Origin of the sequence: Methylorubrum sp. B1-46 (assembly GCF_021117295.1) — a bacterium.
Taxonomy (GTDB): domain Bacteria; phylum Pseudomonadota; class Alphaproteobacteria; order Rhizobiales; family Beijerinckiaceae; genus Methylobacterium.
In genome coordinates, this window is record NZ_CP088247.1 from 4,521,030 (window position 1) to 4,544,023 (window position 22,994).

At 71.1% G+C, this 22,994-nt stretch carries 21 protein-coding genes; 5 read left to right on the forward strand and 16 right to left on the reverse strand.

What is annotated here, in order from left to right; genetic code table 11:
• The first annotated feature begins 239 nt into the window (after positions 1–239).
• Together LPC10_RS21030 and LPC10_RS21035 are read left to right on the forward strand one after the other, a co-directional pair.
• A complete protein-coding gene (locus tag LPC10_RS21030; RefSeq protein WP_231344200.1) occupies positions 240–1,700 on the forward strand; it encodes a right-handed parallel beta-helix repeat-containing protein in 1,461 nt (486 codons plus the stop codon).
• Positions 1,701–2,068: 368 nt separating this feature from the next.
• On the forward strand, positions 2,069–3,493 hold the full coding sequence (locus LPC10_RS21035; RefSeq protein WP_231347108.1) for a right-handed parallel beta-helix repeat-containing protein: 1,425 nt from the start codon (positions 2,069–2,071) through the stop codon (positions 3,491–3,493).
• A 359-nt stretch (positions 3,494–3,852) separates the two neighbouring features.
• On the opposite strand, the gene LPC10_RS21040 is transcribed toward LPC10_RS21035, so the two are convergent.
• The 6 genes from LPC10_RS21040 to LPC10_RS21065 form a co-directional block, all read right to left on the reverse strand.
• On the reverse strand, positions 3,853–4,116 hold the full coding sequence (locus LPC10_RS21040) for a hypothetical protein (protein ID WP_231344202.1): 264 nt from the start codon (positions 4,114–4,116) through the stop codon (positions 3,853–3,855).
• The gene (locus LPC10_RS21045) at positions 4,116–6,314 is read right to left on the reverse strand and encodes an exopolysaccharide transport family protein (protein WP_231344203.1); all 2,199 of its coding nucleotides are present in this window, start codon (positions 6,312–6,314) and stop codon (positions 4,116–4,118) included. Before LPC10_RS21045 ends, LPC10_RS21040 begins: the two co-directional genes overlap by 1 nt.
• 71 nt (positions 6,315–6,385) lie before the next feature.
• Positions 6,386–7,954, reverse strand: a complete 1,569-nt coding sequence (locus LPC10_RS21050; protein ID WP_231344204.1) for a sugar transferase — start codon at positions 7,952–7,954, stop codon at positions 6,386–6,388.
• A 63-nt stretch (positions 7,955–8,017) separates the two neighbouring features.
• Positions 8,018–9,016 carry an NAD-dependent epimerase/dehydratase family protein gene (locus LPC10_RS21055; RefSeq protein ID WP_231344205.1) on the reverse strand — a complete coding sequence of 333 codons (999 nt, stop codon included), beginning with the start codon at positions 9,014–9,016 and terminating at the stop codon, positions 8,018–8,020.
• Positions 9,017–9,190: 174 nt separating this feature from the next.
• On the reverse strand, positions 9,191–9,982 hold the full coding sequence (locus LPC10_RS21060; RefSeq protein WP_231344206.1) for a WecB/TagA/CpsF family glycosyltransferase: 792 nt from the start codon (positions 9,980–9,982) through the stop codon (positions 9,191–9,193).
• Complete coding sequence (locus LPC10_RS21065) at positions 9,979–10,980, reverse strand: UDP-glucuronic acid decarboxylase family protein (protein ID WP_231344207.1); 1,002 nt, start codon at positions 10,978–10,980, stop codon at positions 9,979–9,981. Before LPC10_RS21065 ends, LPC10_RS21060 begins: the two co-directional genes overlap by 4 nt.
• Before the next feature lie 484 nt (positions 10,981–11,464).
• Between LPC10_RS21065 and LPC10_RS21070 the strand changes: the two genes are divergently transcribed.
• The 3 genes from LPC10_RS21070 to LPC10_RS21080 all read left to right on the forward strand — a co-directional run bounded on the left by LPC10_RS21070 (position 11,465) and on the right by LPC10_RS21080 (position 14,609).
• Positions 11,465–12,736 carry a polysaccharide biosynthesis/export family protein gene (locus LPC10_RS21070; protein WP_231344208.1) on the forward strand — a complete coding sequence of 424 codons (1,272 nt, stop codon included), beginning with the start codon at positions 11,465–11,467 and terminating at the stop codon, positions 12,734–12,736.
• Between the two features lie 65 nt (positions 12,737–12,801).
• Entirely contained in the window at positions 12,802–14,211 is a 1,410-nt protein-coding gene (locus tag LPC10_RS21075) for a mannose-1-phosphate guanylyltransferase/mannose-6-phosphate isomerase (protein WP_231344209.1), read from the forward strand.
• A gap of 11 nt (positions 14,212–14,222) precedes the next feature.
• The gene (locus LPC10_RS21080) at positions 14,223–14,609 is read left to right on the forward strand and encodes a hypothetical protein (RefSeq protein ID WP_231344210.1); all 387 of its coding nucleotides are present in this window, start codon (positions 14,223–14,225) and stop codon (positions 14,607–14,609) included.
• A gap of 12 nt (positions 14,610–14,621) precedes the next feature.
• Here LPC10_RS21080 and LPC10_RS21085 read toward each other — a convergent pair whose 3' ends face one another.
• From LPC10_RS21085 to LPC10_RS21130, 10 genes are read right to left on the reverse strand one after another with little or no spacing between them, the layout of a single operon-like run.
• Positions 14,622–15,305: a response regulator transcription factor gene (locus LPC10_RS21085; RefSeq protein WP_231344211.1), complete on the reverse strand. Its 684-nt coding sequence runs from the start codon at positions 15,303–15,305 to the stop codon at positions 14,622–14,624.
• Positions 15,302–15,880: an MxaH protein gene (locus tag LPC10_RS21090; RefSeq protein WP_231344212.1), complete on the reverse strand. Its 579-nt coding sequence runs from the start codon at positions 15,878–15,880 to the stop codon at positions 15,302–15,304. Before LPC10_RS21090 ends, LPC10_RS21085 begins: the two co-directional genes overlap by 4 nt.
• Positions 15,877–16,818, reverse strand: coding sequence for a beta-propeller fold lactonase family protein (locus LPC10_RS21095; protein ID WP_231344213.1), 942 nt, complete (start codon positions 16,816–16,818; stop codon positions 15,877–15,879). The genes LPC10_RS21090 and LPC10_RS21095 overlap by 4 nt, the downstream gene beginning before the upstream one ends.
• A complete protein-coding gene (locus LPC10_RS21100; RefSeq protein WP_231344214.1) occupies positions 16,815–17,345 on the reverse strand; it encodes an SRPBCC family protein in 531 nt (176 codons plus the stop codon). Before LPC10_RS21100 ends, LPC10_RS21095 begins: the two co-directional genes overlap by 4 nt.
• Positions 17,345–18,343 (reverse strand): vWA domain-containing protein, encoded by a 999-nt coding sequence (locus LPC10_RS21105; RefSeq protein ID WP_231344216.1) that lies wholly within the window; start codon positions 18,341–18,343, stop codon positions 17,345–17,347. The genes LPC10_RS21100 and LPC10_RS21105 overlap by 1 nt, the downstream gene beginning before the upstream one ends.
• Complete coding sequence (locus tag LPC10_RS21110) at positions 18,340–18,972, reverse strand: MxaK protein (RefSeq protein ID WP_231347109.1); 633 nt, start codon at positions 18,970–18,972, stop codon at positions 18,340–18,342. The genes LPC10_RS21105 and LPC10_RS21110 overlap by 4 nt, the downstream gene beginning before the upstream one ends.
• Positions 18,972–20,054: a VWA domain-containing protein gene (locus LPC10_RS21115; protein ID WP_231347110.1), complete on the reverse strand. Its 1,083-nt coding sequence runs from the start codon at positions 20,052–20,054 to the stop codon at positions 18,972–18,974. The genes LPC10_RS21110 and LPC10_RS21115 overlap by 1 nt, the downstream gene beginning before the upstream one ends.
• Positions 20,055–20,059: 5 nt before the next feature.
• Positions 20,060–20,983 (reverse strand): nonribosomal peptide synthetase MxaA, encoded by a 924-nt coding sequence (locus LPC10_RS21120; protein ID WP_231344217.1) that lies wholly within the window; start codon positions 20,981–20,983, stop codon positions 20,060–20,062.
• 5 nt (positions 20,984–20,988) lie between these two features.
• Entirely contained in the window at positions 20,989–21,858 is an 870-nt protein-coding gene (locus LPC10_RS21125; RefSeq protein ID WP_231344218.1) for an MxaS protein, read from the reverse strand.
• Positions 21,855–22,886 (reverse strand): MoxR family ATPase, encoded by a 1,032-nt coding sequence (locus LPC10_RS21130; RefSeq protein ID WP_231344219.1) that lies wholly within the window; start codon positions 22,884–22,886, stop codon positions 21,855–21,857. The genes LPC10_RS21125 and LPC10_RS21130 overlap by 4 nt, the downstream gene beginning before the upstream one ends.
• Positions 22,887–22,994: the final 108 nt, after the last annotated feature.

A 22,994-nucleotide genomic window follows, 5' to 3' on the forward strand; every position in this document is an offset into this window, starting at 1 on the left:
CACCGGCGGACACCCGCCAAGTAGCCAAGCGTGACCGTTCGGCAACAGGCCATCGTCTGTCAGAAAATTTCCGACACAGGCGCGCGCAAAAACAGCATTAAGCTGAACCGTTTTCGCACGTCCATACCCCGTCGGGAGTACTCCTCACGGGTTACGTTGCAGATTTACGCAATCGATCCGCCCACTAACCTTCGTTAGGCACCCGCTCCGTTGCGATCACCGCATCTCGAGGAGCAAGCATGCCTGCGGGCCAAACCTATAGCACCACCCCCATCCGCACGACGTACGACGGACAGGTTATCGAAAATCTGGATCTTTGGGTCACCGACGGCGACGCGATCCGCGTCGATCACAAGAATGTCGTCATCCGTAACGTCACCATCCACCATGCCGACGGCAACGGCATCGTCGTCGAGGACGTCAGCGGCGTCACGGTTCAGGACAGCCTCATCGTCAATCTCGATCCGCCCATCGGCAACGGCGGCGAGACAGAAGCGGAAACCACGGGCATCCGCGTCGTCAACGCGGCGAACTTCACCGCCTCGCACGTGACGCTGCAGGACAGCGGCACTGGCATCTATCTCGGCCAGTCGCCGGGCGCGAAGCTGTCCTACATCGAGGGGCACAACTTCCACGGGCCGTTCCCCGGCGGACAGCTCGTCCAGTTCTTCCAGTCGCCGAACGGCAGCCTGTCGGACTTCGCCGTCACCAACGATCCGGGTCACTCGCATGTCGAGGACAACGTCTCGGTCATCGACAGCCGGAACGTCTCGATCGCCAACGGCGTGATCGACGGCAACAACTCGCCGAGCGGGGCCGGCGTGATGTTCGAGGGCAACTCCCAGGGTGGCCACGTCCAGAACGTCGACGTGATCCACATGAGCAATGGCGGCTTCTCGTCCTATTCGGACGACGTGTCGTTCGTCGACACCCGCTCCTTCGACAACGATGCCGGCGATCAGGGCCGCGGCGTCTCGCTGTCGAACGGGCTGATCTGGAACATGACCGGCCACAACGTCACGGTCGAGGATTCGACCTACACGGATCCGGGTGTGGCCAACAACATCGTCTGGGGCACCTCTTCGGCCGGCGCGGACGTCACGGCGGCCCCATCGGCCACGCCGATGACGCCGATCCACAACGTGTTCGACGGCTCGGCGACGGGCACCGCGCCGGCTCCGGCGCCGACTCCGATCCCGGCCCCGACGGCCGCGGCTCCTGCGACGCCCTCTGCGACGCCCCCTGCTGCCAGCCCGGCGCCGACCGGCACGGGCATCGACCGCGACGGAACGTCGGCCTCCGAGACGATGACCGGCTCGCGCTTCGCCGACGATCTCGACGGGCGGGGCGGCAACGACACGCTCAACGGGCTCGCCGGTGACGACCGCCTCTACGGCGGGGCCGGCAACGACCGGCTCGACGGCGGCAGCGGCACCGACCACCTCTGGGGCGGCGCCGGTGCGGACCACTTCGTGTTCAAGGTCGGCAACGGCACCGATTGGGTCGAGGACTTCCAGCTCAACGGCCCTGCGCAGGACGTGATCGAGGTGAGCAAGGCGATGTTCGCCTCGTTCAATGCCCTGCTGTCCGCGGCCCACGATGTTGGCCCCGATGTCGCCATCACCTCGGGCGCCGACACGCTGTGGCTCGCCGACGTCCACAAGGGGCAGCTCTCGGCCGGCGACTTCCTGTTCGTCTGAGCCTGTCTGCCGCTGCGTCGTCCGCGTTCGGCCGGGAACGGATCGGTGCCCGGCACGTCGTGACATCCGCTCAGAGGCCTGCTCGGCGGCCGGGACCGCAGGATCTCCCGCGGTCCCGGCCGGCGCCGACGCGACTTCGAATCTGTTAGGGCCGAAGAAGCGTGGCCGTACAGCCACATCGATTGTGCGCCGCGAAAAATATCGCGGCGGGACGCTCGTGGTAAAAGCTTAACGTTGAATAACTTCCTCGGGCCGATAGGTCGTATGATCTAGTCCATACTGCCGACGTTGCAGATTTGCCCGGTCGATCCGCTGGTTGTATTCATATAGTTATTGATTTTGTTGAAATATTAACAAATGGAGCAGGCATGCCCGCGGGATTGACCACCAGGACGACGCCCATCCGCACCACGCATGACGGCCAGATCATCGAAAATCTGGATCTTTGGGTTTCCGACGGCGACGCCATCCGGGTCGAGCACGACGACGTCGTCATCCGCAACGTCACCATCCATCACGCCGACGGCCACGGCATCGTCGTCGAGGATGCGAGTGGCGTCAGCGTCGAGAACAGCCTCATCGTCAATTCCGATCCGCCCGACGGCAATCAGGGCCTGTCCGGCGAGGCCACCGGCATCCGCGTCGTCAATTCACCCGACTTCACCGCCTCGCACGTGACGCTGCGCGACAGCGGCACCGGCATCTATCTCGGCCAGTCGCCGGGCGCGACGCTCTCCCACATCGAGGGCCACGACTTCCACGGGCTCTACCCGTCGGGCCAGTTCGTCCAGTTCTTCCAGTCGCCGGACGGCAGCCTCACGAATTTTGCCGTCGCCAACGATCCGAACGGATCGCATGTCGAGGACAACGTCTCGATCATCGACAGCCGGAACGTGACGATTTCGAATGGCGTGATCGACGGCAACAACTCGCCGAGCGGCGTCGGCGTGATGTTCGAGGGTGATTCTCAAGGAGGCCACGTCCAGAACGTCGACGTGATCCACATGGGCAATGGCGGCTTCTCGTCCTACTCCGACGACGTCACGTTCATCGACACCCGCTCCTTCGACAACATCGCCGAAGACCAGGGCCGGGGGGACCCGCTCTCGAACGCCGTCATCTGGAACGCGAGCGGCGACAACGTGTCGATCGAAGACTCGACCTATACGGATCCGGCGGTGGCCAACAACATCGCCTGGGGGCCGTCCTCGTCCGGTGCCGACGTGTCGGCGGCGCCGTCGGCCACGCCGATGGTACCGCTCCAGAACGTGTTCGACTGGGTGGCGGGCACGGTCGGCACCGTCGTCGGGATCGTCACCGGCAACGGCGCGTCACCGTCGGGCGGCGGCTCGCCCTCCGGCGCGGGCATCAACCGCGACGGCACCGCCGCATCCGAGACCATGACCGGATCGAGTGCGGCCGACGACCTCGACGGGATGGGCGGCGATGACGGGCTCAACGGGCTCGCCGGCGACGACAACCTCTATGGCGGGGCCGGCAACGACCGGCTCGACGGCGGCAGCGGCACCGATCACCTGTGGGGCGGGGCGGGGGCCGACCGGTTCGCGTTCAAGGCCGGCAATGGCACCGATTGGGTCGAGGATTTCGAGAGCGGCGGCTCCGCTCACGACGTGATCGAGATCAGCCGGTCGATGTTCGGCTCGCTCAGTGCCGTCCTGGCCGCGGCGCAGGATGTCGGTGACGATGTGGCGATCCGCTCAGGGTCGGACACCCTCTGGCTCGCCGACACCGACAAGGCCGAATTGAACGCGGGCCATTTCCTGCTGGTCTGATCGCGATGTTCCTCGGAGAGGCGGGAGGCCCGGCCCTCCGCCTTGTCCTGAGAAGGCCGCTACGCGGCCGCTCATCAGACTTCCGATCGATGCCTTGGCGATCGATGCCTTGGCGATGGGTGCCTTGGCGATGGGTGCCTTGGCGATGGATGTCATGGGGGTTCGCTGATCAGCGCCCCGTCATCGCGAGGCTGGATCGCTCGGGCCGAGCCTTGCGATGACGGAGTGATCCAGTCTCCGCTTGATCAAAGCAGGGATCGAATCAGCCAGCCCGCGCGGCGCTTGAGCGATGACCAAATCCGCCATCCCGAAGGGATCCCCCGGATTTGGTATGAGGCCGCGGATCGAACGGGATCGGTTCAGCGGTTGTCCTCGAAAATCTCGTGCCGACCGCTTTCCATGCCATCCCTGCGCGGCTGGCAGGCGGCCAGAATTCCCTCGATCCCGGCGCGGAACGCGGCGAGCGTGCCCAGCGGCCGGGCGCAGCCGCCGCAGGCGATCGCGGCTTCCGCGGTCGGGTCCGCCGGCCAGGTGACGGCGGGGGAGCCGCAGGCCGCGCAGGCGAAGCTCCCCGCGCTCACGAGGATCGCCGCCCCCAAATCGGCTGCGGCCTGGGCGCCCATCAGGCGCTGTTCCTGTAGTAATGCGAGAAGTCGCGGTAGAGCGTGCCGCGGTCCGCCGCCCGGCCCTGGTGGCGCTTGAGGTCGACCTTGTTCAGGACGAGACCGGCCACCGTCAGACCGAGCCGGCGCATATAGGCGAGGCTCGCGGTGACCGCCGCCTTCTGGGTGCCGTGCCAGGCCACGACGTGGACCACGGCGTCGGCGTGCTGGCGCAGGAGCGCCACGTCGCCGAGCAGCAGCACCGGGGGCACCTCGACTAGGATCACGTCGTAGCGCTCGCGCGCCTCCCGCACGAGCATGCCGAAGGTCGGCTCGGCGTAGATGTCGTGCCCGTCCTTGAGACCGGAGACGCGGCGGATGGTCGAGATGCGGCCCTCCGCCTCCTCGTCCTCCGTCTCGGGGCCGGACGTGCCGAGGCGGGCATCCTCGATCGCGGCGCGGCGGGGCGAGCCGTCGAGGATCAGCACCCGGCGCCCCATGGCGGCGAGCGAGCGCGCTACCGAGCGGGCGACCACGGACTTGCCCTCGCCCGGCATCGCCGAGGTGACGAGGACGACCTTGAGCGGTTCGCGCACGGCGACGAGCTCGGCCACCGCCGCCCGCACGGCCTCGCGGAAGACGAGGTCCTGCTCCAGGCGCTCGCCCGAATGCTCGCCCGCCGGCCGGCTCGGCAGCAGCGCGAGGCAGGGCAGGCCGGTCTCGGCCTCCATCTCGCCCTGGCTGCGGTAGCCGCGGTCGCGGCGGTCGAGCGCCAGCGCCAGCACCGAGCCGGCCCCGGCGCCGGCAAACAGGCCGAGGCCGAGCACGAGGCCGAGGCCGGGGCCGGTGGGCAGGGTCGGCACCTTGGCCGGCGCCAGCATCTGCGCCATCACCGGCTTGAGTTCGCTGAGCGCATTGGCGGTCTGGTAGCCCTCGTCGAGGACGCGCAGGCGGTCGCGGGCGGCGGTGGCATCGGCCTGCAACGCGCGCAGCTTCGATTCGAGCGCCTTGCTCTCGATCAGCGAGCGGCGCACGGTCGCGACCCGCGCCTCGGCCGAGGCTTCGAGCCCGCGGGCGGCGCCGAGATCGACCTCGACCAGTTTCAGCACCTCGGCCATGCGGGCCTGGAGCCGCTGCTGCAGCGCGGCGATCGAGGCCTTGAGCCGCAGCACGCTCGGGTGGTTGTCGCCGGAGACCGCGGTGAGCTGCTCCAGCTCCTGGCGCAGCTTGCTGTCGTCGGCCAGCATCTGCTGGATCACCGGCGAGATCGTCGTGTCGGCGGCGTTCGGCACGCCGCCGAAGCGCATCACGTCCCCGGCGCGCTGCAGCCGTGCCTCTTCGGCCAGCCGCTTGGCCGAGGCGCTGGAGAGTTCGGTCAGGGCATCGCGCAATTGCTGCTCGCGCAGGTCCACGCCCTCGCGCACCGACTCGACGAAGCCGGTGCGCTTGCGGAAGGCATCGATCTCGCCTTCCAGCCGCGCGAGTTCGCCGCGCGAGACCTGGATCTGCTCGGCATACCACCGGCTCGCCCGCTCGGTGGCGAGGGAGGCCGCCTGCATTTTACGGGCGAGATACTCGGTGGCGAAGGTGTTGGCGGTCTCGGCCGCCCGCCGCGGATCGCGGTCGCGGTATCCGATGGTGATCAGATAGGCCTTGGCGTCGTTGCCGACGGTGAGCCCGCGCAGGAGCCCCTGCGCCCGGGCGTCCCGCTCGGTCTCCTGCTGCGTGGTCGCCTGCTGCGTCGTTTCCCCTTGGCGGGAGCCGGGAGGCGCGGGCAAAGCCGCCTGGACTCGGGTCTCGAGGGCCTGGCGCAGGGAGGCGACCCATCCCGCCGGCGGCTCCTTGGCCGCGTGCTCCGCTTTGGGCCCTTCGGTCTCGAGCCGGCCCGCCACCGCCTGCGCGATGGCGAACGAGCGGATGATGCGCGCCTCGCTCTCCACCACCGAGGCCGGCTCCAGGGCGATCTGCGGGCCGGACTTGCCGGTCCCGCGCACGTCCTGGGTCTGGCCGAAATCGAACTGGAGCAGCACCTCGGCGACGTAGCTCGGCGGCAGGGCGAGCGAGGCCGCCCCGGCCGCCAGCGCCGACAGGCCGGCGATCGCGGCGATCATCAGCTTGCGGCGCCACAGCACCGCGAGGGCGTGCCCGGTGACCGCCTCGTAATGGGCGGTGAGCGAGGGCCGAGCGCCGGGCGGGTCGGCTTCGTGGAACGGGTCCATGGGTCACGCCTGCATCGGTGTCGAAAGGGAGCGTGTCGGGGAGCGGGGGCGAGGGACCGCAAGGTCCCTCGTCAGCGGGCACCTTTGGCGGTGAGCACCGCCGGCACCGTTTCGAGGAGGATGTACAGGTCGATCCAGATCGACCAGTTGCGGATGTAGAAGCTGTCCTGCTGCTCCTGGACCGCGAGGTCGCCGTCGCTGCGGGCCGAGATCTGCCACAGCCCGGTCAGGCCCGGCGGCACGCTCGCCCGCAGCGCCTGGAAGGTCGGGCCGAAGCGCTCGGTGTGGTAGGCCGGGAAGGGCCGCGGCCCGACCACGCTCATGTCGCCGCGCAGCACGTTGAGCAGTTGCGGCAGCTCGTCGAGGCTGGTGCGGCGGATGAAGCCGCCGATGCCGGGCAGGACGCGCGGATCGTCGCGCAGCTTGCAGAACCGCTCCCACTCGTGCCGGGCGGCCTCGTCGGCGGCGAGGTGGTCGGCCAGACGCGCCTCCGCGTCGCGGAACATGCTGCGCAGCTTGTACACGCGGATGGTGCGGCCATCGCGCCCGACGCGGGGCTGGACGTAGAAGGCAGGCCCCGGATCGGCGAGCTTCACCGCCAGCGCCAGCACGCCGATCAGCGGCCCGAACAGGAGGAGCGCGGGCAGCGCCACGGCAAGATCGAGGGCGCGCTTGAGGCGCAGGTTGTGCGGCAGGAAGATCGCCCGGCGCACCACGAGCCCGACCACCGAGCCGAGGCACCGGGTCTGGAGGCGCACGGTCTCCACCTCCGGCGCGTGGTGGGCGACGATGACCTGCCGGAACGGATGCCGGGTCAGCCAGGCGAAGCGGTCGGGGGCGCGCTCGCCCGGCGTGCAGATCGCGACCTCGGCCGCCGCCAGCAGCTCCGCCATGCGCTCCGACAGATTCTCCGCCGCGCGCCCCGGCTCCTCGGCCGGCCCCGGCGGCACGGTGCGCAAGGGCTGGACGCGAAAGGGTTCGACGTGGAACGGCTCGACCGCTTGATCGGGGGCGCGGACGATGCCGATCGGCCGCAGGCCGAGTTCCGGCCGCGCGGCGAGGCTGCGGGCGAGTTCCACCGCGCCCTCGCCGTAGACGATGGTCGCCGCCCCCCACACGCCCCGTCGGACGAGCCGCGCACGCACGAACCCCTCCGCGTAGTGCCCGAGCGGAATCGAGAAGAGGGCGGCGATTCCGGCGGCGGTCCAGAGCCACGGCGAGGCCCCGCCGCCGACCAGCACGGCCGCGCCGAACGCGAAGGCGGCGGCGAGACCGCGGCGGCGCAGCCGCTCGATCGGCTCCGCCTCGATCGGTTCGTAGAGCCCGCACAGGGCCAGGGTGCCGATCTGCAGGGCGCACCAGCCGATCAGCGGGGCCGGGGCGAGACCGGGAAGGGCCCCGGCCGCGGCCATGACGGCCAGGCTCGCCCCGCAGGCGGCCAGCACGGCGGCGACGTCGCCGCCGATGAGGGCGCCGGTGACGGTCAGGCGCCGGGCCCAGGCGGCCGCCTCGGAGCGTCCGGGCCGGGCCGGGCCGAGACGCTCCTGAAGCCGCTCCTGCAGCCGGTCCTGCGCACGCTCCTGCCAGCTCGGCCCCCCGGCCGGCAGGAGGCCGGTGTTGACGACATCGACGTCCGGCATGGATTCGCTCGCGCTGCACTGCCTGCGGGGAGGGAGGGACGGTCGGCCGGCCTACTCTGCGGCCTACTCGGCGGCTTGCCTCGGGGCGGCGTCCGCCTCCCGCTGCGCCTCCTGAATCTGCGCCTCGATCCAGCGGTAGGTGGGCTTCAGGCCCTCGCGCAGGTGGATGCCCGGCTCCCAGCCCAGGACCTCGCGCAGGCGGGTGTTGTCGCTGTTGCGCCCGCGCACGCCCTGCGGCTTGCTCAGGTCGAACGACTTGTTGATCGTCTTGCCGGCGACGTCGGCCACGAGATCGACGAGGCCGCTGATGTTGACGAGCTCGTCCGTGCCGAGGTTGAGCGGCCCGTGATGGTCCGACTGCATGATCCGGTAGATGCCCTCGACGCAGTCGTCCACGTACATGAACGAGCGGGTCTGCTGGCCGTCGCCCCAGATCTCGATCGTGCCGCCGTCGGGCGTATGCGCGACCTTGCGGCAGATCGCGGCCGGCGCCTTCTCCTTGCCGCCGTCATAGGTACCGTTGGGCCCGTAGACGTTGTGGAAGCGGACGGAGCGGGTCGGGAAGCCGTAATCCTCGGTGAAGTACTGGCAGAGCTTCTCCGTGTAGAGCTTCTCCAGGCCGTAGCCCTCCTCGGGGGCGGCCGGGAAGGCGTCCTCCTCCTTGAGCGGGATCACGCTCGGCACGTCCTGGAGGTGCTGCGGGTAGACGCAGGCCGAGGACGAGAACAGGAACCGCTCGACCCGCGCGTCGAAGGCCGCCTTCAGCATCTGCGCGCTGATCATCGTGTTGTTGAAGGTGATCGAGGCGTGTGCGCCGGAGATGTAGCCGATGCCGCCCATGTCGGCGGCGAGGTTGTAGACCTCGTCGACGCCTTTGACCGCCTCGCGGCACTCGTCGAAGGAGCGCAGATCGGCGAGCATGAACTCGTCCGCGTCGCTCGGGCCGAAATCGGGATATTTGATATCGACGCCGCGGACATGATAGCCGTGGCGACGCAAGTACGTCACCAGATGTCCACCAATGAAACCGCCGGCCCCGGTGACAACTGCGCTCTTCGACATGGTTTTGACGCCTTTCTGCTTCGGCACTTCGATTCTTATTTCGTGGATCGACTAAGCATATCTTCTCGATGGGCGATCATACTTTCGCGCTCATCTAGCCCTTCGGAGTGCCTGGCGGGGCTTCCGATCATCGGGTGCGCTCCCGCCGGGCGGCGGGCGTTTCGTGAGAGACACTCAGAAGGAGCGCCGCGGCCGCGCCGGTGCCGGCCGCGACGTGCTCGCGAGCTGGACCGAGGCGCGCAGGATGAATTCCGGCACGATCCGCCCGTAGCGCCGCCCCAGCCGCCGCGGCTCGGTGCCGAGGCGGAAGGCCCATTCGAGCCCGCGCCGCTGCATCCAGACCGGCGCCTGCCGCTTGGTGCCGGCGAGAAAGTCGAAGGCCGCGCCGACGCCGACCATGACCGGCACCTCCAGCCGCTCGCGGTGGCGCGCCATCCAGTATTCCTGCTTCGGGGTCGAGAGCCCCACCCACAGGATGTCGGGCTTGGCCGCGTTGATGCGAGCGACGATGCCGGCGTCCTCCTCCGGAGTCGTCGGGCGGAAGGGGGGCGAGAAGGTGCCGGCGACGGGCAGTTCCGGGAACTGCTCGGTGAGGCGCGCGGCCAGCCGCTCGGGCAGACCGGAGGCACCTCCGAAGTAGTATTGCCGGTAGCCCTTGCGCGCCGACAGGGCTGTGAGCGCGCGCATCAGGTCGGGCCCGTAGACCCTTTGCGTGCGCGGGAAGCCGAGCCGGCGCGCCATGAAGACCAGCGGCATCCCGTCCGGCGTGACGAGGCCGGCTCCCTCGTGGATCGCCCGCAGGGTGCGATCGGTCTGGCACTCGATGACGCCGTGGGCGCCGGTGATGCAGACGTAGTGGCGCTGGCGGCCGAGGATCCAACCCTCGACCGCCGCCACCGCATCGTCCAGGGTGATCGCGCTGACCGGCACCCCCAGGATCGGAACGCGGGGAAGCGGCGCGCTCATGAGCCGGTCTTCGCGAGTTCCGGCAGCGCCGGCTCGAACGGGGTCACGCTCGAGGCGGAGGCCGAGAGCAGCGTCTCGAAATAGGCGATGGTCTTCATCAGACCCTCGTCGAGATCGACCTTCGGGCTCCAGTGCAGCATCGCCTTCGCCCGGCTGATGTCGGGGCAGCGCTGGCGCGGATCGTCCTGCGGCAGCGGGCGGTAGACGATCTCCGAGCGCGAGCCGGTGAGCGCGATGATCCGTTGGGCGATCTCGGCGATCGTCACCTCGGTCGGGTTGCCGAGATTGACCGCGCCGTCCAGCGTGCCCTCGACGTTCATCAGGCGCATCAGCCCCTCGACGAGATCGTCGACGAAGCAGAAGGCCCGGGTCTGGCGGCCGTCGCCGTAGAGGGTGATCGGCTCGCCCCGCAGCGCCTGCACCACGAAGTTCGACACCACCCGGCCGTCGTCGCGGTTCATCCGCGGCCCGTAGGTGTTGAAGATGCGCGCCACCCGGATCGGCACGTGGTGCCGGCGCTGGTAGTCGAAGAACAGGGTCTCGGCGCAGCGCTTGCCCTCGTCGTAGCAGGCGCGCGGGCCGCTGACGCTGACGAGGCCGCGATAGTCTTCGGGCTGCGGATGCACGTCCGGATCGCCGTAGATCTCGCTGGTGGAGGCCTGGAGGATCGGGATGCCGAGCCGCTTGGCGAGCCCGAGCATGTTGATCGCCCCGAGCACGCTCGTCTTCGTCGTCTGCACCGGATCGCGCTGGTAGTGGACCGGGGAGGCGGGGCAGGCGAGATTGTAGATCTCGTCCACCTCGACGTAGAGCGGGAAGGTCACGTCGTGGCGCATGACCTCGAAGCGCGGGTTGCCCAGGTGCCCTGCGAGGTTCGACCGGTCTCCCGTGTAGAAATTGTCGACGGCGAGCACGTCGTGCCCCTGCGCCACCAGTCGATCGCACAGGTGGCTGCCGACAAATCCGGCCCCACCTGTCACGAGAATACGCTTCTTCATCGCTCGACGTCTCCCATTGTCGTTCGATGACAGATTAGGAGACGGTGACCGCGCCCGGCATTGCTGTTTCGAGGAAGACGAGGCGCCTCATGGTGCGAAGGCGACGTACCGCCACCGGGCGGCCGCCGCCCCTTTCGCGTTCCGGCCGGCCCATCGGCGCGGACATCGTTCCCAACCGCGCCCGCGGGCCGGTGCCGGCCCCGTCGGACTAACCCGGTCGCGAACCGAGGAGGGCCCGAATAGCCAGGACAAAACGGGTGGGGGCTCTGGCATTCAGTCAGGGCGCCGCGACGGCTTGGCCCTTTTCCGGGCACGGCGGAGGCGGCGCAGGCACCGAAGGCCGGCGCCGAAGCCGGTATTCTCCGGGACGCCGGACGCCCGCACCGCGGCCTCGAGAGGCGAAGGCATGCTCGACTTCAGGACTTTTCGGTCTGGGAACGACGGGCGTCGCTGCGGCGCATGGCTTGCGGCGTTGCTCGGAGCGGTGCTCGCGCTCTGGCCCACCGGCGCGCCGATGGCGGCCGAGACTCTGCTGCCGGAGCCTGCGGCCGAGGCCGCGCTGCTCCTGTCGAGCGGCGACAAGGTGACGATGGTCGTGTTCGGCCAGACGGAGCTCACCGGCGAGTACGTCGTCGATGCGGTGGGCGACCTGAACCTGCCGATGGTCGGCCGCATCCGGGTCGCGGGCCTGAGCCCGGAGCAGGCGGAGAGCCTGGTCCGCACCCGGCTCAACGACGGCTTCCTGCGCTCGGCCACCGTCAGCCTGCGGCTCTCCGAGATGAAGCCGGTCTACGTGCTGGGCGAGGTGCGCTCACCCGGCAGCTACACCTACCGCTACGGCCTCACCGTGCTCGGCGCGGTGGCTCTGGCCGGCGGCGGGCGGGTCGGCGACCGCTCGATCACCGAGCTCAAGGCCGAGGTGCTGACCGCCCGCGAGCGGCTCCGCAGCCTCGAACTCGCCCGGCTCGCCCAGCGCGCCCGCCTCCTGCGCCTGGAGGCGCAGCGGGACGGGCGGACGAGCTTCGTCTCCGACGAGCTGATCGGCCCCGAGGCCATCGCGCTCCTGCGCGGCGAGCAGGAGATCTTCTCGCTCCAGCGCGAGACGGAGCGCAGCGAGGTCGGCCTGCTGCGCCAACAGATCGAGCGACTCGAGACCGAGCGGGCATCGCTGAGCCAGCAGCGGACCCTCATCGAGGAGCAGGTCAAACTGACCGAGGCCCAGGTCCGCAACTACGCGCGGCTGACCGATAACGGCCACGGCCTGCAGACGATCATGGTGGACCGGCAGCGCGAGAACGCCCGCGTCCGGGCCGAACTCGCCCGGATCGACGCGGACCTCGCCCGCAACGGGACCGCCACCGGCGAGATCACCCTGCGCCAGCGCGACACCGAGAACGGCCACCGGCGCCGGGTCGTGGCCGACCTCCAGGCCACCCGCCAGCAGCTCCTGGAGACCGAGGCGAGCCTGCCCATCGCCCGCGACCTCCTGGAGAGCCGCGCCCGGCGGCTCTCCGCCTCCGACGGCGGCAGCGAGGCCACCGGCTGGACGATCGAGGTCACCCGGACCCTGCGCGACCGAGCGGTGACCTTCAAGGCCGCGCTCACCTCGGTGCTGCTGCCCGGCGACGTCGTGCAGGTCTCGCCCGCCAAGGCCGGAACCGGCGAGGGGCCGCCCCCCACCCGAGACGGGGCGGCCGCGCCCGGTCCCGTCTCGCAGGCCACGCCGGCCCTGCGCCGCTCGATCGAGACCCCCTGATCCCTTTCTCCGAGTCCCGCCTCCGATTCCCTCCTCCAAGTCCCAGCACAAAAGGACGCCCGTCGATGCCTGCACGGATCCAGCCCGTCATCCTCTGCGGCGGCTCGGGAACGCGGCTCTGGCCCACCTCCCGCACCTCGCTGCCGAAGCAGTTCGTGCCTCTGCTCGGGCCGCACTCGACCTTCCAGCAGACCCTGCTGCGGCTCCAGGGCCCGCTCTTCGCCCCGCCGATCGTCGTGGCGAACCGCGATCACCGCTGCCTGGTCGAGAAGCAGGCGGCAGCCATCGACGCCGCCGTCACCCTGCTGCTGGAGCCGGAGCGGCGCGATTCCGGCCCGGCGATCCTGGCCGCCTGCACCCTGGTCGCGCGGCAAGATCCGGACGCGGTGGTGCTCGTGCTCCCCTCCGACCATATCGTCACCGAGCCGCGCGCCTTCCGCCGGGCGGTGGCCTCCGCCCTGCCGGCGGCGCGGGCCGGGCGCCTCGTCACCTTCGGCATCGAGGCCGATCACCCCAGCACCGAGTACGGCTGGATCCGCCCCGGCGCGCGGGTCGAGGCGCGCTGCCACGCGGTTCACACCTTCGCGGAGAAGCCGGACGCGGCCCGCGCCGCCAGCTACCTCTCGGACCGCTGGCTGTGGAATTCCGGCAATTTCCTGATGCGGGCCGACACCCTGTGCGCCGAGTATGCCGCATTTGATCCCGAGACGGCCGCCGCCGCCGCCCTCGCGGTAGAGGCCGCCGCCGACGAGGGCGGGGCACTCGCCCTCGATGCCGCGGGGTTTGCCGGCACGACCAAGACCTCGCTGGACTTCGCGGTGATGGAGAAGACGAGCCGCGCCGCGGTCGCGCGGATGCGCTGCGGCTGGTCGGATGTCGGCAACTGGAACGCGCTCTGGGCGATCAGCGAGCACGACGACCTCGGCAATGTCAGCCGCGGCGCGGCCGAACTGTTCGACAGCGAGGGCTGCTTCGTGTCGTCCGAGGGCATGGTGACCTCGCTCGTCGGCGTGCGCGACCTCGTGGTCGTGGCCGAGAAGGACGCGATCCTGGTAGCCGACCGCAGCCGCTGCGGCGACGTACGCAAGATGGTCGAAATCCTGCGCAGCAAGGGCCGGCCCCAGGCCGAGTGGCACGCCTCCTCGCACCGCCCCTGGGGCAGCTACCGGGTGCTGGAAGCCTCCGACGGTTTTCAGGTCAAGCGGATCACCGTCGCGCCGGGCGGGCGGCTCTCGCTGCAGAAACACCGCCACCGCGCCGAGCACTGGGTCGTGGTGCGCGGCTGCGCCCGGGTCACCGTGGACGACACGGTCGCCGATTACCGCGAGAGCGAGCACATCTTCATCCCGCTCGGCGCGATCCACCGCCTCGAAAACCCCGGCAACGACGATGTCGAGCTGATCGAGGTCCAGCTCGGCAGCTACCTCGGCGAGGACGACATCGTCCGCCTCGAGGATGCCTACCACCGCGCCTGACGTCACCCGCCATGACCGGCGCCAGGACGGATTCCGAGGAACGGACGACGGAGACCGGCCCGGACGCCGCGGCGTCCGAGCCGGCGGAGCGCGGCGTCCTGACCCGTCACTGGGACAGCCTGGACGGGGAGGCCGCCGCGCTGCTCGGTGCGGTCGAGCGCGACCTCGACCGGGTGCCGGAAGGGGGGCTCCTGCGTCCGGCACCCCTCTGCGGGGAGGGCGCGCGGCCCCGGCTCGGCGGTCCGAGCCTCGCGGCCTCCGCTCCCGAGCGGCCCAAGCGCTGGATCACCGCCGTGCTGGTCGCGGCGGCGCTGACGCTGCCCTTCGCCACACCCGCGGGCGATGCCCGCTCGCGGGCCTCGATCGTTGAACCCGTGCCGGAGCGGCGCACCGAGTGACGGCTGACCGGTTCACAGCAGTGCGTGGCGCCGGTTGACCGCGATCTGGACCAGCCCGGCGCGGGACTCGACGCCGAGCTTCTTGCGCATGCTGGAACTGGCGTTGATCACCGTGCGGTAGCTCACGGCCATGGCGCTGGCGATGGCGTCGTAGGATTTGCCCTGGCTCAGCAGCGACAGGATCTGCAACTCGCGCGCGCTCAAGGTGGCGAGCGGGGCGGGGCGGGCGCTGCGGTTCAGCATCGCCACGTCGGTGGCGAGCGCGTGCGGCAGGTAGCCCCGCCCGGCATGGACGGCGTCGAGCGCCTCCAGGAAGGCGTCCGACCCGGCATCCTTGAGCACGAAGCCGAGCGCACCGCTCTCCAGGGCGCGGGAGACGAGCACCGGGTCGGCATGCATGCTGAAGACCAGGATGCGTGCGGCGGGGTCCAGCGCCCGGATGCGGCGGATCAGCGACAGCCCGGACAGCCCATCATCGCGAAAGCTCAGATCGGCCACCACGAGGGCCGGCCGGTGCCGGTGGAACAGACGGTAGCCCGAGACGATGTCGGCGGCCTCGTAGACCCGTCCCACGCCCGCGGCTTCCGCCAGCCGGCGCACGCCCTGCATCACGATCGGGTGGTCGTCGATGACGAGGAGCGTCTCCGGCCGGGCCGGCACGGTCCGGGGCAGGGCGGCGGCGCGTCCGCTGCTCACGGCTGCCCTCCCGGCTGACGCGGCAGCTCCGGCGCGGTGACCTCAGGCCGCTCGCGGGCTTCGAGGCGGGCCAGGGCCGTAGCGTGGTCGGCGCCCTGGGCGCGGGTGTTGTAGTAATGCTGGCACATCTCGCCGTAGAGACTCTTGTGGCGACCGCGCAAAGCCGCGATCGCGCCGAGGCCGTCGATCAGGCCGCGATAGGATTCGGTCTTGCCGATCTCGGACAGCATCTGTCCGAGCTGCACCGTGCGGTTGGCGATCATGCGCTTGTCTTCCACGAAGGCGCTGCGCGCCCGGTCGAGGGATTCGCGCAAGTCCCTGACCGCGGCGGCGTCCGCGGGCAAGGGGTGTCCCGCCTCGCGCCCCGCGAGCCAGCGCGCCGGATCCGTGCCGTCGGTGGGCGAGAGCCAGTCGGGCAGGTGATCCTCCGCGGTCGAGGCGACGATCGCCCCGTCGTCGCCGCGGTCTGGCGCCGCGCTCGCCGTCTCGGTGGACGTCTCGGCGCCGCGGTCGCAGGCGGAGAGGAGGAGCAGGGCGGCGAGCCCGGCGATCAGACGGGCCGCGGGCGATCTCATCGCGGGATGTCCTGTGCGGGGGTAGCGACGGCGAGGCTGCGCGGGCCCTCGGCGACGGAGAGGCGGTCCACCTCCTTCAGCGTGGCGAGATCGAGGACGGAGACGCTGTCGGAGAACCAGTTCGCGACATAGGCCCGGCCGCCCTCGATCACGATGCCCTCGGGATAGCGGCCGACACCCACCGTCGCGGCGATCGTGAGGGTGCCCGCATCGAGCACGGTGACCGTGCCGGCCTGCTGGTTGGTCACGAACACCCGCGCCCCGTCCGGGCTCACGGCGAGCCCGTAGGGCATGGCGCCGGCCGGGACGGTGGCGAGCGCCTCGAGCCTTCCGGTGTCGATCACGGTGAGGTCATTGCTGCGCACGTTGCCGACATAGAGGCGGCGCCCGTCCGGGCTCAGCGCCAGGGCGAAGGGCGCGGTGCCCACAGAGATCGTCGCGATCCGCGTCATCCGGGCGGCGTCGAACACGCTGACCTGGTGGCTTTCCCGGTCGGCGACGTAGAGCCGGCCCGCGCGGTCGAGGGCGATGTGCGCCGGGTCGCGGCCGGTCTCGGCGGAGGCTTCGACGGTGCCGTCCGCGGCCGAGAGCCGATCGACGCGGTGGCCCGACCAGTCGGCGACGAACAGGGTCCGGCCGTCCGCCGACGCCGCGAGGCCGAAGCCCTGGCCCTTGTAGGGGAGGCGGCGCAGCACCGCCCCCGTGGCGCCGTCGGCGACCGTGATCGCCTGCCCGTCGGGATGGCTGAGGAAGACGAGCCCGCCGCCCGCCGCCACCGTCGCGGGGGCGCCCGCGACGGTGGCGTGGCCCGCGACCGCGCCCGCCTCGACGCGCGTGACCTGCGCTCCCTGCTGGCTCGCGACGTAGACCGTCGCGGCCCGCACCGGCAGGCCGGCGAGCAGGAGGATGGGCAGCGCGGCGAGGGCGGGACGGATCATTTGGCCTTGCCACCCTCCACGGCCGCCTTCAGGCCCTTCAGCCCTTCCGAAAAGTACGTGTTCATCGCCGCCTTGCCGGCCTCGTCGCTGAGGTTCTCTGGGGGCTCGTTGCCGGTATCGCCGCGGTAGAAGCGGCCCATCCACTCCACCTTGGCGCCGTCGCCCTCCGGGCTCACGGTGAGGGTCGCGGAGTAGGACGAGACCGGCAGCGCCTTCAGGTCCGGCTCGCCCATCCGGTAGGAATAGGTGCGCGCGTCCGCCTTGTACTCGTCGAGGCTCTCCTCGATCTTGCCGCCGCTCTTGAAGGTGAGGGTGCGGGTGCCGCTCTCCTTGGAGCCGCTGCCCTCCGCCTTCGCGATCGCCGGGTGCCACTTCCCGATGCCGGCGAAGTCGCCCGCCACCTTCCACACCGCGTCCGGGCTCGCCTTGATCGTGATCGACTGGGAGACTTTCTGCGGGGTCGGGCCGTGGGCGAGGGCGGCGGTCGCGGCGAGTGCGAGCGGAAGAACGAGAAGGGACAGACGCATTATAACATCCTGCTGGGGGTGAAGGGTGTGAGGCGGGCGCGCCGCGCACCCGCGAGGAAGCTGGCGAGCACGAGCGCGAGCGCCGCCGCGCCGAGGAAGGGGCGCGGGTCGAGCCGGCCGGGCAGGGGGCGCGGGGTCGCCGCCGCAAGCAGCGGCGCGCGCAGGCTGTCCGGCCCGTCGAGATGGGCGTAGGCGAGGCCGGTCTGGGCGGCGAGCGCCTTCAGATGCGGCTCGCGCACGGAGGAGAGATGCTCCTCGCCCCGCGCCGCGGCGCCACCGAAGGGGGCGTTGCGCGGGTTGTAGCCCTCGCGCGATTCCGCGTCGGCGGGCGGCGGCCCGAAGCGGTTCTCCTGCTGCACGTCGGTCTCGGCGTAGAAGCCGGTCTCACGGCCGCGATCGTTGAATTTCGGGATCGGCGCGAGCGCGTGGCCACCCGCCCCGACGATCAGGCCGCGCACCGCGCCGGGCTTGCCCTCGAAGGGCGGGATGCCGTTGGCGGGCAGGGGCGGCGTCTCCTGGCCGTCGGTGACGAACAGGAGGTCGGTGTCGAGTTCGCCGGCCATGGTGATGGCCCTGTGCAGGCCCGCGGCGACGCGGCTGTCGCCCTCCCAGGCCATGCGCCAGTCGAGTGCGGCGATCGCCCCGTCCAGCGGCGCGAAGTCGGCGCAGACCTCGATCGGCGCGAACAGCAGGAACGGGCGCCGCTCGGTGAAGAGCGCGAGCGCCAGGCGCGAGCCGCAGGGCAGTTCCGGCAGGAGATCGCGCAGGGCCGCCTTGGCGATGTCGAGCCGGCTCGCCGGGCGCCCGTCGCGCGTATAGTCGCGCACGTTCATGCTGCCGGTGATGTCGACCACCGCCAGCACCGACACGCCCGAGCGGGTGAGCGGCAGCGGCGGCACGACGATCGCCAGGCCTGCGAGCAGCAGGGCTGCGGCGAGCGCCTGGAAGCGGCGGTCGCGCAGGTTTTTTCCGAAGGGGAACTCGGCCCACACACTCATGGCCCACCCCGGGGCTGACCAGGGATGTCGGTCCAGATCTGCTTGGGCTCGGCCTTCAGCTCGTCGCCGAACTTGCGGTCGAACTCAGGGAAGTCGCGGATCAGGCGCGAGGCGACGTCGAAGTTGAACTTCGCGTCCCAGAAGTCGGGCCGGGCCTGGAGCGCCCGGCGGTAGTCCTGACGCGCGAGCGTGACCTGCGGGCCCGCCTTGTCGAGTTCGCTGCGCTCGATCAGCCGGAAGGCCTCGCGGATGCGGGCATTGGCGACGATGTAGCGGGCGCGCGCCGCCGCATCCCCGGATCTGCGGTTGTCGAGGGTCTCCAGCAGCGGCTCGGTCTCGCCCAGGCGGTCGCGGAAGGCCAGGAACTTGACCCGCGCGACGAGGAGCGCGTCCGGCGCGTCGGGCAGGACGGCGATGTCGCGCCCCGCTTCCAGTTCGGCGATGGCCGCGTTGGTGCGCGTGTCCCGCCACGCCGCGAGCGCGAGGGCGGCGGCGGCGGCAGCGAGCAGGATCGGCAGCAGCACGAGCAGGATCGGGCGGAGGCTGCGCCAGACTTGGCGCACGCCTGCGCCGATCCGGGTGCGCAGCGATGGGGATTGAGAATGCGCGGGGGCGAGAGCGGAGGGCATCATGCGGCGGCCCTTTTCGGCACGGCGGCCGCCCCATCGGTGGCCGGAGCCGGATCAGCGCGGCGCTTCGACGACAGCCGCGCGGGCGTGCGGACAAAATCCGTCTCTGCGAGCTTGGCAAGGACGAGGAGCAGCAGGCCGAGGGCGGCGATCCCGTAGGCCCAGCCGCTGAGGTCGCGGCGGGGACGCTCCTCGGTATAGGGAATGGGATCGCGCTCCAGCGCCTCGATCTGGCGCACGGCATTCGCCACCGCGTCGGCGCCCTCGGCCTCGAAGGCGCGGTAGGGCACGCCGAGGCTCTTGAAGAACAGGTCGAGATGGCGCTCGGGCGCGGCCTGCGGCGTGTCCTCGCCCGCGGGCTTGTCGTGGATCGAGGGCGAGCCCTTGGTGCGCAGGAACAGCCAGTAGAGGTTCGGCTGCACCCGAGTGAACTCGGCCCGCAACTGCGCCTGGATGCGCGGATCGATCACCGCCGCCCCGTCCGAGACCAACAGCAGGGCGCGCGACACCCCCGGCGCGCCGGCGCCGAATTGCGACAGCGCCATGCCGAGGCCGCGGGCGACGTTGGTGTAGTCGAGACCCGGCCGGTCGATGGCGGCGATGGCCGCGCGCACGGCGTCGTGCCGGTCGGTCATCGGCACGACGAGCATCGGCGCCGTTGAGAAGGCCGTCACCGCGAACTGGTCGTGGGCGCGCTCGCCGACGAAGTCGCGCAGGATGCGCCGGGAGGCCATGGCCTTCGACTCCTCCGCCCCCGAGGGCTGCCGGCCGGCAAACGTCTCGTTCATGCTGCCTGAGCGGTCGATCAGCATCGAAACTTGCGCGCCGATGCCGGTGCGGGTCACCCGCTCGCCGGCGCGGTACGGCCCGGCCAGTGCCAGGACGAGGCCGCCGACCGCCAGGATGCCGGCGGCGGTCAGGGCGATCCGCAGGCCGGAGGAGAGGGGATCCTCGGGCGCCGCCGCGACCGAGGACACCGCGCTGCGCCGGGTGACGGACAGGAGCAGCGGCAGGAGCGCCAGCGGCAGGAGCCAGAGCAGCCAGGGCGTGGCCACGCCGAGGGAGGGGAGGAGCGCCGTCACCCGCGTCACGCGCTCCGCTCGACCGCGCCGAGGCGGCGCAGCAGGGTCTCGGCCTCGGGCAGGGGCAGCGTCGTGCCGGCCCCGGCGGTGTCCCGGCCGAAGAAGGCCAGCCGCGAGGCGGAGAAGAACGTTTGGAGGCCCTCCGCCTGAGCCTGGAAAGCCGGGTGCCGCCCCAGGAAATCCGGCAGGTCGTCGGCGAGCACCCGGCGCCCGTCGGTGGCGTCGAGGCCGCGATGCAGGGCGAGCAGCGCCTCGCGGTACAGGGCTTCCCCCTGCGATTGCCGTTTCGCCCGGCCAAGCGCTTTCAGCGCCTGCGCGAAGGGCCGGCCGCGGCGATGTCCGAAAATCCACCATGCCCGGTCGTAGGCGAGCAGCCCCAGCGCCAGGACGGCGAGCGCGAGGAAACCTGCGGCGGAGGCCAGGGCCGGCTGCGGATCGAGGCGCGGGGTGCGTCCGTCGGGCCGGAGGTACTCGGCCGGGTCGTCGCGCCGCTCGGGCTGCACCTCGCGAAGGGGCGAGACGCCGATCTTCCAGGTCGGCACCTGCGCCACCGCCGTGGTCGATCCGTTCGTGCCGGCACTCTCGACCGTGACGGGAAAGCCCGGCACTTCGAGGGTGCGGGCATCGAGCGCCACGTAGAAGTCCTGATAGGTCAGGCGCAGGCGGATCACATGCGCGCCGTCAGCCCCCCGGCTCTCTTCGGTGCGCACGTCGCGCAGGTCGAGCCAGTAGGTGACCGGGCCGGGCTTCGGCAGGGAAGGGCGCTGCAGGGTGAAACCGGGATCGGTGCGGATCTCGGCCTGGACCTGCACGAGATCGCCCTGGAAATAGCCGAAGGCGCGGGGCGTGCGCAGCTCGACGCCGCGCACCTGGGCGGCGGCCGGCAGCGACACCAGCGCGAGGAGGAGGGCGAGACCAAGCGCGCGCATCGCTCTCACGTCGTCATCAGGTGGCGGCTCAAGGCTTCCGCGTCGAAGCGGTCGGCGAGCCGGAAGGGCGGACGGGCGAAGGGGGTGCAGATCCGGCGCAAGCGTTCGACGCGCTCGGCCTCGCGGGCGATCCAGCGGCGGCGCAAGGACGGGCGCAGGAAGACGAGGCGGCGCCCGGCGCCCTCCAGGTCATCGAGCTCCACGAGGCCCCAGGCCGGCAGGTCTTCGGCCTCTGCGGAATCGGCCAGCAGCACCGGGGTCACGTCGTGCAGCGCCAGCGCCGAGAAGACCGCCTCGATCAGCGCCTCCGGCCAGCGGAAATCGGAGACGAGGAAGATCAGCTTCGGGCGCCCGGCGAGGCGGCGCGCGGCCTCCAGCAGGCCCTCGGCGCCGCGTCCATCGCCGATCGCCTCGCCCAGGCGCGCGGCGGCAGCCTGGGCGGCGGCGCGGTGGCGGGTGGCGGGCAGGGTGAGGTCGTCGCGCAGGGTGTTGTCGCAGGCGATCATGCCGAAGCCGTCGCCGATCCGCGTCGCCGAGCGGGCGAGCGTGGCGCAGAAGGCCTGCGCCAGTTCGCGCCGGTCGGCCCGGCCGCGGAAGCGCATCGAGGCGGAGAGATCGACGAGCGCATAGGTCTCGACCGGGCTGCGCGCCTCGAAGCGGCGCACGAACACGCCCTCGAACGGGTCGCGGAGCGACGCGCGCAGATCGATGCGGCGGGCATCCGGCAGGCGTGAGAAGCTGACCTGATCGCGGAACGTGCCGAGGCCGCCGGCATCGCGCCCGCGATGGGCGCCGACCCGGTGTCCGCCGGGCCGCCAGCGCGGCCAGTAGATGATGTCGGCCGTGTCGCTGACCCCGTCCTCCGGGCCGCTCACGGGGCGGGCACCGTCTCGAACACCGCGCGGATGAGGTCGGGCACGATCTGCGCGCGCCGCATCTCGTAGACGGGCTCGAGGAAGACGCGGTGGGCCATCACCTCGGGGAAGACGGCGCGGATATCCTCCGGCACGAGCCAGTCCCGGCCCTCCAGCCAAGCGCGGACGCGGGCGGCGCGCACGAGGAAGGCGACGCCGCGGGGCGAGGCGCCGCCCTGGATCAGGCGGTCCATGTCGATGCCCGGCAGCCGGATGCCGGCGGGGCCGGGGCGCACCAGCGCCTCCCACAGGCCGACGACGTAGGTCTCGATCGCCGGCTCGGCCGAGATCGCGTGCTGGATCGCGCTGGCGATGGTGCCGATGCGGTCATGGTCGAGCACGCCGGCCGCGACCGCCCCGGTCAGCCGGTCGGTGTCGTGGAAGCGGGGATCGAAGACGAGGTCGCGGCGGGCTTGAGCATCGCGCGGCGCCTCCATGCCGATCTCCATGAGGAAGCGGTCGCGGGCGGCGGCCGGCAGCTCGAAGGTCTCCTCGCGCTCGACCCGGTTGCGGTCGGCGAAGACCTGGAGGTTGGGGAAGCGGTACTCGCGGTTGAAGGCGGTGACGCTGCGCTCGGCCATGATGCGCAGGAGCAGCGCGTGGACCTGGGGCCGGGCGCGGTTGATCTCGTTGAAGAAGAACACCGACAGGTCTTCCGCCTGCCGCAGCACCGGGCCCGGTTCGACCCGCGGGCGGCCGTCCTCGCCGAGATAGGTGTGATAGATCAGGTCGGTGGGCATCATGTCGACGGTGCCCTCGACGCGCTCATAGGCGCCGCCGAGAGCCCGCGCCACCGCGCGCAGCAGCGTGGTCTTGCCGACGCCGACATCGCCTTCGAGCATGACGTGGCCGCGGGCGAAGATCGCGATCGTGAGCAGGCGGATCGCCCGCTCCTGGCCGACGACGACCTTGCCGACCTCGCGCTCGAAGCGCGCGGCCGCATCCCGCCAGTCGGTGAGCATGGCGTCGCCGGGGCGCAGGGTATTCATTCGGCGGTTGGCCTTTGTTTCTTGTTTAGAGTGCCTCACAAAACTCCCAGTCTCTGACCGTCGTCATTCTGGCAATGACGGCGCAGCGGGGGGGAGAGACACTGAGAC